The organism is Vibrio sp., from assembly GCF_038138445.1.
Lineage (GTDB): Bacteria > Pseudomonadota > Gammaproteobacteria > Enterobacterales > Vibrionaceae > Vibrio.
In genome coordinates this window covers 45,090-59,282 of record NZ_JAYQDQ010000012.1, presented here as the reverse complement: position 1 = coordinate 59,282, position 14,193 = coordinate 45,090, and the positions used below count along the sequence as shown (strand labels likewise).

The 14,193-nt window shown below is 39.8% G+C and carries 17 protein-coding genes; 13 read left to right on the top strand and 4 right to left on the bottom strand.

Annotation, left to right across the window (positions count from 1 at the left end; all coding sequences use genetic code 11):
- Positions 1 to 175 precede the first annotated feature (175 nt).
- The 4 genes from AAFM34_RS05750 (at position 176) to AAFM34_RS05735 (ending at position 3,157) form a co-directional block, all read left to right on the top strand.
- Positions 176 to 343 carry a hypothetical protein gene (locus AAFM34_RS05750; RefSeq protein WP_341660903.1) on the top strand — a complete coding sequence of 56 codons (168 nt, stop codon included), beginning with the start codon at positions 176 to 178 and terminating at the stop codon, positions 341 to 343.
- A gap of 18 nt (positions 344 to 361) precedes the next feature.
- Positions 362 to 1,306: a hypothetical protein gene (locus AAFM34_RS05745; RefSeq protein WP_341660901.1), complete on the top strand. Its 945-nt coding sequence runs from the start codon at positions 362 to 364 to the stop codon at positions 1,304 to 1,306.
- Positions 1,307 to 1,708: 402 nt separating this feature from the next.
- Entirely contained in the window at positions 1,709 to 2,275 is a 567-nt protein-coding gene (locus AAFM34_RS05740; protein ID WP_341660899.1) for a GNAT family N-acetyltransferase, read from the top strand.
- Between the two features lie 90 nt (positions 2,276 to 2,365).
- A complete protein-coding gene (locus AAFM34_RS05735; RefSeq protein ID WP_341660897.1) occupies positions 2,366 to 3,157 on the top strand; it encodes a transporter substrate-binding domain-containing protein in 792 nt (263 codons plus the stop codon).
- An 18-nt stretch (positions 3,158 to 3,175) separates the two neighbouring features.
- Here AAFM34_RS05735 and AAFM34_RS05730 read toward each other — a convergent pair whose 3' ends face one another.
- Entirely contained in the window at positions 3,176 to 4,069 is an 894-nt protein-coding gene (locus AAFM34_RS05730) for a LysR family transcriptional regulator (RefSeq protein ID WP_341660895.1), read from the bottom strand.
- 128 nt (positions 4,070 to 4,197) lie between these two features.
- Between AAFM34_RS05730 and accD the strand changes: the two genes are divergently transcribed.
- The 9 genes from accD (at position 4,198) to AAFM34_RS05685 (ending at position 10,879) form a co-directional block, all read left to right on the top strand.
- Positions 4,198 to 5,052 carry an acetyl-CoA carboxylase, carboxyltransferase subunit beta gene (gene accD / locus AAFM34_RS05725; RefSeq protein ID WP_341660893.1) on the top strand — a complete coding sequence of 285 codons (855 nt, stop codon included), beginning with the start codon at positions 4,198 to 4,200 and terminating at the stop codon, positions 5,050 to 5,052.
- A gap of 440 nt (positions 5,053 to 5,492) precedes the next feature.
- Positions 5,493 to 5,978 carry a hypothetical protein gene (locus AAFM34_RS05720; RefSeq protein ID WP_341660891.1) on the top strand — a complete coding sequence of 162 codons (486 nt, stop codon included), beginning with the start codon at positions 5,493 to 5,495 and terminating at the stop codon, positions 5,976 to 5,978.
- 52 nt (positions 5,979 to 6,030) lie between these two features.
- Positions 6,031 to 6,543 carry a hypothetical protein gene (locus AAFM34_RS05715; RefSeq protein WP_341660889.1) on the top strand — a complete coding sequence of 171 codons (513 nt, stop codon included), beginning with the start codon at positions 6,031 to 6,033 and terminating at the stop codon, positions 6,541 to 6,543.
- Positions 6,544 to 6,552: 9 nt separating this feature from the next.
- Positions 6,553 to 7,458, top strand: a complete 906-nt coding sequence (locus AAFM34_RS05710) for a hypothetical protein (RefSeq protein WP_341660886.1) — start codon at positions 6,553 to 6,555, stop codon at positions 7,456 to 7,458.
- 44 nt (positions 7,459 to 7,502) lie between these two features.
- Positions 7,503 to 7,796, top strand: coding sequence for a hypothetical protein (locus tag AAFM34_RS05705; RefSeq protein WP_341660884.1), 294 nt, complete (start codon positions 7,503 to 7,505; stop codon positions 7,794 to 7,796).
- Entirely contained in the window at positions 7,760 to 8,557 is a 798-nt protein-coding gene (locus AAFM34_RS05700) for an OmpA family protein (RefSeq protein ID WP_341660882.1), read from the top strand. The genes AAFM34_RS05705 and AAFM34_RS05700 overlap by 37 nt, the downstream gene beginning before the upstream one ends.
- 84 nt (positions 8,558 to 8,641) lie before the next feature.
- Entirely contained in the window at positions 8,642 to 8,893 is a 252-nt protein-coding gene (locus AAFM34_RS05695; RefSeq protein WP_114786396.1) for a DUF6482 family protein, read from the top strand.
- A 229-nt stretch (positions 8,894 to 9,122) separates the two neighbouring features.
- Positions 9,123 to 9,830: an AraC family transcriptional regulator gene (locus AAFM34_RS05690; protein WP_341660879.1), complete on the top strand. Its 708-nt coding sequence runs from the start codon at positions 9,123 to 9,125 to the stop codon at positions 9,828 to 9,830.
- A 113-nt stretch (positions 9,831 to 9,943) separates the two neighbouring features.
- Positions 9,944 to 10,879, top strand: coding sequence for an EamA family transporter (locus AAFM34_RS05685; RefSeq protein ID WP_341660877.1), 936 nt, complete (start codon positions 9,944 to 9,946; stop codon positions 10,877 to 10,879).
- Here the strand turns inward: AAFM34_RS05685 and AAFM34_RS05680 are convergent.
- From AAFM34_RS05680 to AAFM34_RS05670, 3 genes are read right to left on the bottom strand one after another with little or no spacing between them, the layout of a single operon-like run.
- On the bottom strand, positions 10,859 to 11,764 hold the full coding sequence (locus AAFM34_RS05680; RefSeq protein WP_341660875.1) for a hydroxymethylglutaryl-CoA lyase: 906 nt from the start codon (positions 11,762 to 11,764) through the stop codon (positions 10,859 to 10,861). The two genes, AAFM34_RS05685 and AAFM34_RS05680, sit on opposite strands and share 21 nt — an antisense overlap.
- Positions 11,761 to 12,573, bottom strand: a complete 813-nt coding sequence (locus AAFM34_RS05675; protein WP_341660873.1) for an enoyl-CoA hydratase-related protein — start codon at positions 12,571 to 12,573, stop codon at positions 11,761 to 11,763. Before AAFM34_RS05675 ends, AAFM34_RS05680 begins: the two co-directional genes overlap by 4 nt.
- A 9-nt stretch (positions 12,574 to 12,582) precedes the next feature.
- The gene (locus tag AAFM34_RS05670) at positions 12,583 to 14,187 is read right to left on the bottom strand and encodes a carboxyl transferase domain-containing protein (protein WP_341660871.1); all 1,605 of its coding nucleotides are present in this window, start codon (positions 14,185 to 14,187) and stop codon (positions 12,583 to 12,585) included.
- Positions 14,188 to 14,193: the final 6 nt, after the last annotated feature.

The window sequence follows — 14,193 nt, the reverse complement described above, 5'->3', positions numbered from 1 at the left end:
AGCCGATACCCCAGAAAAAACAATGCCGCTCACCTTAAGTGAACGGCATTAGAGTTAATCTCCCGTTTTTTTTACTTATATTTCTTTATTTTGTTTTTTGTTAATAAATCATTATTGACTATTGTTCAACTAAACTTTGTATTGAAATTAAATTTTTCAGTTGTAGGAATTTAATATGATATATAATAAAGAATTAATCCTACAATCCATAGATCAATATAATAAATCTAATGGAAGCTCCTCTGAAAAAAGGCGAGTAAGTGATTGGTTGCATTTTGAAAACCATGGTAAGGCTGGCCAGTCTAGAGCTAATATATTAAAAAGTTATGTTGAAAAATCTTAACCTATATATATTAGTAGTTTGATATCAGAATATGTTTCATCATCTATAAAGCCAGGAGCATTAAATAAAATAATAAAAGATAATAGTCAAAAAGACTGTTTCAAGCATGCTAAGCTACTCAATGGAGGAAATAATAATTCTTCTTCCTTAAGAACATATGTTAAATCTGCACACAATAAAATAATTTCTGGAGACGCACAATATACAAAACCATATCAGAATAAATTGCTTGAAGGAAACTCTGTACCACCAGGAAGAATGGTTACTAGCGGTTTTAGCATATTTAAAAGCGACTTGAAAAAGGTCAAAAACTTAAATTCATCGGCACATACAGTTACTATGTATCAGCACAAAAGTACAAACGATATGTACTTTGGAAAGTCTTTAACTGATGGAAGTGAAGAAAAAATAAATGCTTTATCAGAAATATTATACTCTTTAATATGGCAAAAATTTATTGGTGACTGCTCTTCTAAATCACTTATCATGCTTGACGACAGTAATCAGATTTGTGGCATTTGTTCAAAAGGGCTAAACCAGTTTAGTGAATTAAAAACGCAGTTAGGAAAAAATGGCTATCCTTCTAAACTAGGGTTACTCTCTATTGCAGTATTGTCATATTTGCTTGTTGAAGATGATTTGCATACAAAAAATGTTGGTACATTCAATTATCATGGTGAGACGGTTTTTGGAAAAATAGATCATGATTATATTGTTTCAAAGTTTAAAACTCATCAGTCTCATTTTAACAATGACTTCAACTTGGAGCTATTAATCGGATATCTAGTGACACAAGATGTCAATTTACTCAAATTAATACTTCAAAGCCTTAGGTTTTCTCCAGGAACAAAGAATAGTACTATGCTCAATTTCGGTCATTATCTAAGAGGACTAAATGGTGGTGCAAACATTAGGGAGAAAAGCAACTCGAGATTTTTATTCACACTATGTAACTATTCATAACAGGTCTGAATGTGATTTTTTAAAAAATAAAATAAGCACATTGAATATCAGAGAAATGGATAAAGACTATGATAGTATTATTAAGTTCGCAGCAAGGCATAGTATTGTAGGTGTAGACAAAATTAATGAAGTTTATTTTTTTATTAAGAGCAGGATTTTAATCGCTAAGAATGAGTTGTCAAGTCTAAGTTAGATGTGTAACTAACATAAGCAATTATTACATAATGATTGGAATCTATGTTTTTGAATCAAAGATCAAAATATTGACATTGGCTTTTCACTATTTTCTAGCGAAAGACACTATAATGTTGGCTAAACTTGGCACCTTGTACGCTTTGTGTAATGAAGTGCTGGGCTTTACCGGATCATGGATAATTTACAGGAAGTTACAGGGTTTTATAGATGGAATTAAAAGTCGCTGCATATGAAGATTATGAACGCTTGGCTTCACTGCATGCACAAAGTTGGAAAATGTTTTATCAGGGTGTTCTAGAGCGTAAATATTTAGATCTTGATGTGCTTGCCGATCGTCGAGCTGTTTGGCAAACTCGTTTTATCAACCCTCCCTACAATCAATATGTTCTGATGGTTGAAGAAGGTGGGTTACTCTGCGGTTTCATCTGTGTATTTGGTAATCATGACTACGAAAAAGGTACGATTATTGATGCTTTACATGTCGACGACTACTACTTAGGTAAAGGGCTAGGTGTTAACTTAGTTGGTCATGTAGCTCAGTGGGTTAAGAAGCATTTTCCTAATAATGGCATTTATGTAAATGTAGTGAAAAGTAATAGTAGAGCGATTAATTTTTGTGAGAGGCTGGGGGGACACTTTAAACAAGAAAGGACTTGGATTGCACCTTGTGGTTCTCGTGTCCCAGAGCTGATTTATGCATGGAAATCGCCCGAGAAGTTAATAGAATCAACTTCACAACTCCAGAACGGTGCTGTTAATTTGGTTAAAGGGTAGAACGGCTGCCTTAATCATTCTGGTGTTAGCGTATTACAGGAACTATATTGCAATATATAAGGTGAGAGCCCACGTATACTGGTAGGCGGTATGAAAGTAGTTATGGTGATAGCGTTGTTTTGGGGGAGCGTAAATATACTGGCCGCTAAACCAATATCAGTCACTCTGTTCGCTACTAACGACTTTCCTCCATATAGCTATAGCGAAGATGGGGAAGCTAGGGGAGTTTATCCGGATATTGTTCGTCATGTGGCTAGCTCAATGCCCAATTTTAAAGTGGTGATTAAATCAGTGCCTTGGAATAGGGGACTGATGTTGTTAGAAAGCGGTAAAGCCTTTGGGTTTATGCCGCCTTATTATTTACCAGACGTGCGACCATATATCAAACCATACTCTGTCCCTTTGTTTGAGGAAACAGTAGCAATTTACTGCCACAGAGATGTAGTTAAACAATTAAGTAACCCAATCGTTTGGCCAGATTCGTTTTATGGTTTACGTGTCGGAATTAACTCAGGATATAACCTTGGTGATCAAGCATTTTGGCAGGCAGAAAGTCGCGGAGATATTAAAGTTCAAGAAGCGAAGGATCCTGAGGCCAATATTCTAATGATTCGAGAAAAACGCAACGATTGTTATTTGCACATCTCTTTATCAACGAACTGGACGTTACGCCAAATGAAAAGTAACGCTAAAATAGGTGATGGTAATTGGATGGTGATGGTAAAGGAAGTCAGCTCACAGTCTGGTTACCTCGGTTATACCAGCATTGATACTGGTTTTCCTTTCAAGCAAGAGTTCATCGATACGTTTAATCGAGAATTTATAAAGCAAAGGGAATCAGGCAGCATAGATGATGTTATTGCTCCTTATATTGTTGATTAGTATGTAATGTAAGGAGCTTTAGCTGCGAACACTTTTCTGGAGGTGTTCGATAAATACTCCAACTTTTTTTGCTAGGTGTTTTCTTGATGAATAAAAGGCATACAGCACGAGATCTTCGGCTTCATAATCTAGATGAAGTTCGGTGAGTAATCCATTATCGATTTCATTTTGGCAAAATGGCAATGGTAATATTGCAGCGCCCAAGCCAGCCATTGCCCCTTGTTTTGCAAGCTGACCACTGTTGACTCTAAAAGTAGACTGAATTCGCTGGGTAATAGTTTCCCCTTTTCGAAATTTAAAGACCCAGGGGGTCCCACTTAATACAGAAAACGTGCTAATGCATGGAATATGGTGCAAGTCACTCAACTTATTTGGTTTTGAGTAAGTGCGCAGTAGTTTTGGTGCTGCAACCACGGCACTGGTCCAGCGAGTGATCTCTCGTGCTATCCAACTGCTGTCTGGCAAGTTGCCTCTATGGAAACTGAGAAAGACATCAAACCCGTTCAGAAAATCTTGGTTGGGTGTTAAGTTTGTGTCACAGCATAATGATATTGACGGGTTTTCAACGCAAAAAGACACTACAGCTTCTGCTAATTGAGGAGAGTATGGCATAAGCACTCTAAGTTGACCAAATGCATCATGGCTATGTTCTGTAACCTTACTTAATGCCTCATTAAGCTGTAAAAACAAAGGTTGAGTTTGTTCGTATAATTGATCACCCGCTGGTGTGGGTGAAGTTTTACGAGTGGTCCTGTTAAATAATCGCGTATGAAGCGTATTTTCAAGTAAACCAATATGTCGGCTAACATTGGATGTCGGTAATCCAAGAAACTCAGAGGCTTTTTTGAAGCTATTGTTTTCGTAAACACAATGAAAGCTTCTTAGCCATTGTTGTTCAACCTTATCTATCATCGCCAACTATCCCATTTTTTGAGATTATAAATTCAAAGATAGTGACTTTATTACGTAATTCAGCTCAATACAATCTGTTTACCATGTCGGTTGTACAAAAAGATACTGGCTGTTATTAACCGAAATAAATGAGCGAAGATAACGAAAGTAATAATATAATTAAAGGACGCAAGGCTGAGATACCAGACGGTGTATGGATGCAGTGTCCCAAGTGTACTAAGACATTATATAAAGATTTTGTTGAACAAAACTTGTATGTATGCCCTGAGTGTTCCCACCATATGAGGATGCCTGCGCGCAAGCGATTGGAGTCTTTCTTAGACAAAGGTGAGCTGCAAGAAATGGGCTGTGATCTTGAACCGAGAGATATCGTCGGGTTTAAGGATGTTAAACAGTACAAAGAGCGTTTAAAGCTCGCCCAAAAACATACCGGAGAAAAAGATGCACTGATCGTATTAAAAGGTGAGTTGTATGGGTTACCTCTTGTTACTTGTGCTTTTGAGTTTTCATTCATGGCAGGCTCTATGGGCTCGGTAGTTGGTGCGCGCTTCGTTACCGCTGTTGAAACGGCAATAACAGAGAACTGTGGACTGGTATGTTTTTCAGCGTGTGGTGGGGCACGGATGCAGGAGTCATTAATGTCACTATTACAAATGTCCAAAACCAGTGCAGCGTTAAGACGTTTGTCTGATCTACGGCTACCCTATATATCAATATTAACAGACCAGACTTTCGGTGGGGTTTCGGCAAGCTTAGCCATGTTAGGGGACATTAATATTGCCGAGCCAGGTGCCAGAATTGGTTTTGCTGGTCGGCGTGTTATTGAGCAAACGGTTCGCCAGCAATTGCCCGACCAATTCCAGCGCAGTGAGTTTTTATTAGAACATGGCACTATCGATATGATTGTGGACAGGCGAGAGATGCGAGAAAAGGTCGCGAGTCTACTATCTAAGCTAATCAATCAGCCACTTGTAAAACGCTAACCATAAAGAGAATTTATAAAGTTTATTGGCGATTTGCCAAATTTATTTATCTAGTAAATAACGCCATTAGCGAGCAATTTATTCACATACTCCATCAAACATAGCAGTGTATATAATTGATTGTCTAACAACCAAATTGATTTCAATTCTTGTACGCTGACCGATCGTTCAAATTAGTTAACATGCTTAAATTTTGTCACTTGACTACTTTAGGCTAAAGATTTTGCAATCTGTTTTAAATTTTTTACAATTATAACTAACTGATACGCTTGTATTTTTAGTTTTTTTTATATAAATCAGATTAGATCATTAATGTTTTTTTTGAAAAATTAATATTTGAGCCTATTATCTGCGCGGTTCAGGGGATTGACATAACGCTTTTTAGCATAAGCCGTTTTCAATCCCCTCTTTATTCAGAGTAATAATTCTTTGGAGTATCAATGAAACTCACAACATTAAGTGTGTTATTTTCGTCGTTGTATTTTGGTTTAGTAGGTAATGTTTCTGCTGAAACACTAACATTTAGAGAAACTATTGATAGTGCATGTGGTATAAAGATTGCGCCAGGGCAAATTGGCTCGATTCTATTTAAGGACGAAACTCACTCAAGTGAGAGGTTTGTTAGGTTTACGCCGTATAGCAATGATTCACGTAAAACTTCACTTAACTTGCAGGTGAGAACTGTGTCAGGAACGATAGCACGTTATGGTGGCGTAGGAAATGTTGAACTAGGTAAACTAAAACTGTGGGTTGGTACAACCCCTGCCTCGGCATCATTCTCAGCTGCAAACACAGGGTCTCCTACGCCTGTGTCCAACGATACAGAGCTGAACGCGATTGCTGTTGTGGATTATTCGAAAAGCGAAATCGCTGAAAGTAGAAGCGGCCATACCGTAACCGCGACCATTCAGCTTACCTGTCCATAATGGTTGTAAAATAAAGTATCTGTAATTAGAGTTGGATAGTTGTAATATACCTATGATGAAGTTTCCATTTAAATTAATGATGATTTTTGTACTGAGCTTAAGTTACTCAGGATTTATTTATGCGCAATCAATAAGCAATCTATCATTAGAAAGTTTATTTTTTAGCACAAATGATCGTTTGCTGGTTACTTTTGGTAACTTAAATAAATACTCTGAAACCTACAAGATATCGGTGAGTAAATTATATTTTAGTTTAAATGACGTTACCACTCTCACTAATAATATTGATAGTGAAAATAGTGAAAATAGTGAAAATAGTGAAAATAGTGAAAAACAACTATCCAAATTTTTTAATAAGGTAAAACCTGAAAGTACGAGTAAAAGAAAACTGAATAGAATATTAAAATTATCCGCAGGAAAAACACGTAAAGTTAAAGTTCCAGTATTTAATTTAGAAAAAAATAAACTGAACTTCTATCGTATTTGTAGTGAATCAGAGCCTAAAGGTGGCTATGTATACGAGGTGTGTACGCACTCTGTTATATACTACTCTGATTCTAACTGAGTCTGATGCATGAAATACGTAATTTTCCTTTTTTTAACTTTTTTTTCAAGCTTATCATTGGCTGATCGATGCTATGACAAGACTGTTAGAAATAATGTTAACGAGAGATACCTAACAGAGGGCACTCGTTATGTTGATATGAATATTTGTACTTATCTAGTTGATGGTGCATCAGAGGAAGATAGTCCCATACTCATATTTGCTATAAAGCTAAACGAAGCTGATGATGTAAAGTTTAGGCATCGAGTCAGGGTGACGGCTTCTGGAGCTGCGTCTAATCCATGTATTATCGGTAGAAGAGGTGAGTACAGTTCAGCCATCAATTATAATCCTACTAAAAGTGAATGTGACTTAAGTAATAATTTCGTCTCTATGAGGTTTAATTTTCGCCCTGATGACAGTGACTCTAGCGGAACCCCCATGTTGATTATATTCAAGATGGATGTATCGCAAGTGACAAGTGATAAATTTGTTGATTTAAAGATAGGAAGTGAAACTGTCCTAGATCAAGTGCTTTATTTTGAATATGAATCAGATATGGTTGAAAATTCTATAAACTCCTGCAGTATTGAAGTTTCAGAAGATACTGTAGGTGGTATGATTTTTAATGACACGACTAATGTAAACGATAAATATCTACATGCAAGGCTTTTAACTTCTCAAGGTGGGAGCTTTAAATTTATACATGAAAGTAATAATGAACAACTAAGACAAAGCTTTTTAGGTTATTATGGATTTGGTTTTAATCTGGATGATCCAACATATCCATTTGAAGAAATAAAGTGGATTATGGAAAATAACAATCATAGAATTTTTGGTTCGCACGATATAACATTAGCTCCTAAATATAATTTAAATAGAAGTGACTTATTACCTTGTGACTATAAAGCAACATTGGAAATCGTGTGCGAATAATATTTCTGAGCGTTAGTTTATTATCATTTTATACTCAGGCACACATGCAAGCCCCAAGAGAGTTAAATGAAGTGGTGTATAGTCAATTTCCTCAAGTTGAATTAACCCTAGGAAATTTATATGACATCGATAAAGTCTATTCCCTAGAGGTGAATGGAGTTTTAGTAGAGGAAGCTATTCGTCTGAAAGGAAATCAAGTTAAGAAACAGTTAATACAGCTGCCGAAAGTTGAGCCAAATAAAGTGAATCGTTTTAGAGTTTGCTCTATGACTGCAGCGACACAAGAGGTAAGAAGTAAAATATGTTCAAGAGTCAATGTTTATTATCCGCAGCGATAATTCTCACTCTTTGGTTAGATGTTGTTTCAGCGGCAGGCTTTAGTATTCCCGGTGCTTCAGTGCCCGGAGGGTACGATCGCGTAACCACTTCTGATGGCGTGACCTGTGAATCAACCATAGCCAGTAGCTCTTATGTTCAAGCAGGCTTGATGGGTGTCACTGAAGACAGTGACTACAACCGTGTTACCACCCCAAACTATTCGGCCAACATTGAAAATAAGGATGAAGTTGGTGCGTATGTTCAAGTGGTGATCCCCTTTGGTGGTGGAAAACGTGAACGTTTAAACTGTAATCGCCTTTACAATATTGAAATCGATCGGCTAAAAGCACAGATTGAAAAACTCAAAGCGGAAGCGAGCCTGGGTGACATTTGGGCGCAGGCGAGTGAAGCACAGGATAAAAGCATTCCTGAGATGATCACAGTTGATGAAACACGCGGGACTGCACTTTTCGATGCCGATGGTTACTCGCTGAACTCATCGTTTACTCATAAATTTAACGACGTGGTTTTTACACTTCTTGATAACGATCAAGCGAAAGTTAAGGTTATCGTACACACTGACTCTGGTTTACCAGAGAATGAAGAGCTTGATCTTACCGAGCAACGAGCGGACTCTATCGCAAAATATCTAGAGAGTAGAGGTATTGATAAAAGCCGAATAAAAGCACTTGCAAGAGGGAACCTTTACCCTGTAGAGTCGAGTGATACCCAAGAAGGCCGAAACGCAAACACTAGGGTTGAATTTATCATTAGTAAGTAAGCTGACGATGACAAATTACGTTCAAGTAATCTATTTTCTGATCCACAACGTATTAAACCTTAGACTCACAGTGGAGAAGATAAAATGGAATTGCAAATCGAATCATTGGAAGGTGGAATTTATTTAGCTTACTCGGTTGACGGTGACGAGAAGATGTTACTGCGTGATGGCAACCATGACCCGCTTAAATTTTCGAGCTTGTGTCAAGCGAAGGAGCATTTTAAAGACCAGCAGTACCATAGTGCTTGCCTGGTTCACCTCAGCGCCTACGACGAGATGTGTGGTGAAAATATCGCAGCGGGTATCCCTCTCAAAACAGACCTTCAATGGTACTAAGCGACTCCCATCAAAGCTTATTAGGCCAGCACTCTTGCGGTGTTGGCTTTCTTTATATTAGTATCCCACAAATACGATCATTAAAATATTCGTACCCCTAAATGTGTATGCTCAGCAAGATGTATTATTCATAATGCATTTATTCATAATGCATTTATTCATAATGCATTTGTCGTTTTTGAATTTTTATTGATTACTATATTTCAGCATCAAGGGATGTGACTCGATTGTGAAAAATAGCCTCTCTATACGAGCGTATACCCGTCAAAAGCATGGTCACACACATGACTACCATCAATTAGTTCTGCCTATAGCTGGCGTAATCGATATTGAACTTGAGAGTTATGTAGGAAGCGTTTCTGTTGGCGAATGTGTTGTAATTCCTGCGGGAGTCTGTCACCACTTTCGCGCCCATGAATCCGCTCGTTTTATTGTTGCCGACTTAAACGAGTTATCATCAAATTTACTTGATACGACAAGTTTGGTATTTACCATATCGGCGCCTCTCTTGTCTTACTTATCGTTTGTCGAGTCTCAGCTGCAACATAGGGTCGAGGATACTCTTGAAGATTCTATGATGTCTATGTTCAATCAGCTTATGATTCAACAATCTTGTGACATGAAGATAGATCGTAGAATTCGACTAGCAATACAAGCTATAGACAAGGATCTCAGTGATGAAATCAGCATTGACTCTTTGGCCGCAAAGGCTTGCCTTAGTCCAACACAATTTAAGAAGTTGTTTAAGCTTTCTACAGGTCAAAGCGTGATGCAATATGTTGCCAAGCAGCGTATGGAAAAGGCGAAAGCTTTATTAACTCACACTGATATGCCAGTTCAATTGATCTCTGAAGCGGTTGGATATTCCGACCTGTCGGCATTTAGTCGGCGGTTTTCTCTGTTTTTTGGTCTTTCACCTAAAGCAATGCGTGGTTGAATGTTTGATTAACTGTTGAGTCTTTAAAGCCAACTTTAGTGTCTTATCTGCAAAGTTTATCTAATCTTTTTCATTATCATTTGTGTATTAACTACATACAAAAGAAAATGGTAATGACACTCATGGTACATCAAAAACAGAGAAAAATTGGCATAGGTTTGATTTTATTCTCGTCTTTGCTTTGGGGAACAACAGGAACGACTGCTTCATTGATCCCCAATGTGAGCCCTTTGGCGATTGGTGGATTTTCTATGGGCTTAGGCGGTTTCTTATTAGCATTGATAGCGCGAAAAACAATCATCAGCGATAGGATGATATTGAATGAAAACAAGTGGCTAGTTTGTATTGGAGCCTTAGCCTTAGCGGTTTATCCTCTTGCTTTTTATACCTCGATGAAGATGGCTGGAGTCGCTATTGGTACGGTCGTGTCTATATCTAGTGCGCCATTATTTGTTGCCATCATAGAACGTCTTTTTAGCAAAAATACCGCAGTGGATTTACTTTGGATCTTTAGTCTTTTTATCGGCACATTAGGCATAAGTTTACTGGTCTTTTCAGACTCGTCTGTCACTATGGAGTCGTCTGAGATAAATCACCATATTGGTATTAGCCTAGGGTTGTTAGCCGGTTTGACTTACGCGATTTATGCATGGGTGGCGAGAGATCTAATCACTAAAGGGGCGAATTCAAAATCTGCGATGGGAAGTGTTTTTGGTTTAGGTGCTGTATTTCTTATTCCCTCACTTATTTTTACTGGTGATGGCCTATTTGACACAAAATTAAGCACTTCAGTTGCTTTATATATGGCGTTAGTTCCAATGTTTCTAGGGTATATCTGCTTTGGGTACGGTTTAAAAGTGGTTTCAGCAAGTCAGGCAAGCTTACTTACGCTTTTTGAACCTGTTGTTGCGAGTGTATTTGCGGTAAGTATAGTTGGTGAGCGTATCCAAGCGTCTGGGTGGGTAGGTATAGGGCTGATTATGACATGTTTGCTAGTTCAATCTTATCAGCCCAAAAGCAAGTCTCACCTAGCGCTGCAAAGCGAGTGATACTTTAGATGTTGGTTTTCGACCTAGCGTATCACTGATTTCCCAACCAGCTTGGGCAATCATGTGTAGATCGATACCCGTCTCTATACCTAAGCCATGGCAAAGGTAAACGACATCCTCGGTGGCGACATTACCTGAAGCACCGGCGGCGTAGGGGCAACCGCCAAGTCCAGCAACACTACTGTCTATCACTTTAATACCCATTTGCAGGGCTTGGTAAATATTGGCTAATGCCTGACCATAGGTGTCATGAAAGTGTACAGCGATGCATTCAAGTGAAACTTGCTTGCTTACAGCATCAATAACTTTAGCCGTTCGCATCGGCGTGCCTGTACCTATGGTGTCGCCGAGAGACACTTCATAGCAACCTAGATCAATGAGAGAGCGAGCAATTTTTGCGACCTCGTTTGGATCGGTTGGCCCGTCATAAGGACAATCAAGGATACAAGACAAATACCCCCGTACGGGAATGTCTTGAGCACGTGCTTGCGCGATGACGGGCTTAAACCTCTTCAAACTTTCTGCAATGGAGCAATTGATGTTTTTCTGGCAAAACCCTTCAGAGGCCGAAGTAAATACAGCGACCTCATTCGCTTTTGCTGTCATTGCTTTTTCTAACCCCTTTATATTCGGGGTTAGGGCGCTATAGCAGATATTGGGTTGACGTTTAATTTGCTGCATCACCTCCAATGAGTCCGCCATCTGTGGTACCCATTTGGGTGAAACAAATGCGCCCGCTTCTATAAATTTTAGCCCACAGGATGAAAGCTGGTTAATGAGCTTGATTTTAGCTTCAATTGGCACCGCTTTCTCATTTTGCAAGCCATCACGAGGCCCAACTTCAACAATTTTTACTGACCGAGGCAGATCTGTTTTTGGGATCATGGCTGTCCCTCATTTACCCAGCTCGCAGACCGTTTATCAAAAAATGCACTCAGCCCCTCTTGCCCCTGTTCTGAGACCCTAACTTTAGCAATAAGCTCACTAGTATAATCAATCAGCTCATGAGCCAGTGGCTTAGACTCGCATTCTTGAATAAGGAGCTTAGTCTTTGTCATTGCGGCTGGACTGTTAACAAGTAGATGAGAAAGCAAATGCTCTCTGCGCTCGCTTATTTGCTCTGAAGATACCACTTCATGAATCAGCCCAATATTTAGAGCTTGCGTTGCATCAAATCGTTCTGCCGTCAACATGTAGCGCCTTGATTGTCGAGCACCAATGCTACGATTCACGTACGGGCTAATGGTTGCAGGCACTAAGCCTAACTTTACTTCGCTTAGGCAAAAGAGTGCGCTGTTATCTGCCAGCGCAATATCACAGCAACAAATTAGTCCTAAAGCGCCGCCAAAGGCACAGCCTTGGACAAGAGCAAGAGTTGGATGCGGAAAAGTGTCCAAACATTGCATCAAAAATGCTAACCTAGATGCGTCTTGGCGGTTTTCTTGTTCAGTTTTACTTGCCATGGATTTCATCCATGCCAAATCAGCGCCTGCAGAAAAATGTTTGCCATTTCCTTGCAGCACTAGACATCGAACTGACTCATCATGAGCCAGTGATTCGATGGATTCAATTAATGCTTCGATTACCTCAGCGTTAAAGGCATTGTGTTTATCAATGCGATTTAACGTTAAGGTCGCAACGCCACGTGAATCAATATGGCAGTCTAGGTATGTCCTATCCTTGGTGTTGTTCATACCGTTTCCTTACATTCTGAAGATACCAAACTGACTATCAGGAATAGGCGCTTGAGCCGCTGCTTTTAATGCTTGTGCTAATACATCACGAGTCTGTTTTGGGTCGATAATTCCATCGTCCCACAGTCTTGCACTGGCGTAGTAAGGGTGGCCTTGCTGCTCATACAATTCGACAATTCCTTTCTTGAATTGGTTTTCTTGAATGTCAGACCATGGCTCGCCTTGACGTTTCAACACCTCGCGTTTGACTTGAGTTAGCACCCCAGCTGCTTGCTCGCCGCCCATCACAGATATTCTGGCATTGGGCCACATCCACATTAGGGTAGGGTCATACGCTCGGCCACACATTCCATAATTACCAGCGCCGTATGAGCCGCCGATAATAATGGTAAACTTAGGCACATCGGCGCAGGCGACTGCCATAACGAGCTTAGCGCCATGTTTGGCAATACCACCTTCCTCAACTTTTTTCCCAACCATGAAACCGGTTATGTTTTGCAAAAATAACAGAGGGATCTTACGCTTTGCGCATAGCTCGATAAAGTGAGCACCTTTCTGCGCGGATTCAGCAAATAGAATTCCATTGTTGGCAACGATCCCTATTAGCCTACCTTCAATTCGAGCAAACCCACAAACGAGCGTTGTACCAAATAAGGCTTTAAACTCATCAAAGTCTGAGTCATCGACGATACGTGCAATCACTTCTCTAACATCGAAAGATAGGCGCAGGTCCGAATTGACGATGCCATATATTTCTTCAGCTGGCAGTCTTGGAGGGAGAACTTTGTCGACAGGAGCCTGATTTGCAACTTGATTACAGCTTGATAGTGCTTCACGGGCCATATGCATAGCCTGCTGCTCATTTTCAGCGTAGTAATCGGCAACGCCGGATTTTCTGCAATGAACATCTGCACCGCCAAGCTCTTCATCTGTCACAATCTCACCGGTAGCTGCTTTCACAAGTGGTGGGCCAGCCAAGAAAATTGTGCCTTGTTTTTTGACGATTACAGACACGTCTGCCATAGCAGGTATATAGGCGCCCCCCGCAGTACAAGGACCTAACACAACCGCAATTTGTGGTATGCCCTTGGCTGACATACGCGCCTGATTAAAGAATATCCGCCCAAAATGATCTTTATCAGGAAACACTTCGGCTTGATGGGGGAGGTTAGCACCGCCAGAATCTACCAAGTAAACGCAAGGTAGATTGCATCGTTCCGCTATTTCTTGTGCTCTAAGGTGTTTTTTGACGGTGAGCGGGTAGTAAGTTCCACCTTTAACAGAAGGGTCGTTTGCCAGAACCATACAAGGTACACCCTTGATTTGGCCAATTCCTGCCACTACACCAGCACATGGGATGGACTCTTCGTATACCTCCCATGCCGCAAATTGACCCACTTCTAAGAAGTCTGATCCTGGATCAAGCAGAAGATCGATACGTTCGCGAACAGGCAATTTTCCTTTCTTGCGCTGTCTTTCAACGGCTTTTGGGCCTCCACCTTGTTTAAGGCTCTCTAGATCTGCACTGAGTTTTTCTACAAGCCCTGTCATTGCTTGCTGGTTTTTAACAAACAATGGGGAATCGGTTTTTATTTTAGTTTTAATGACTGCCATAACATC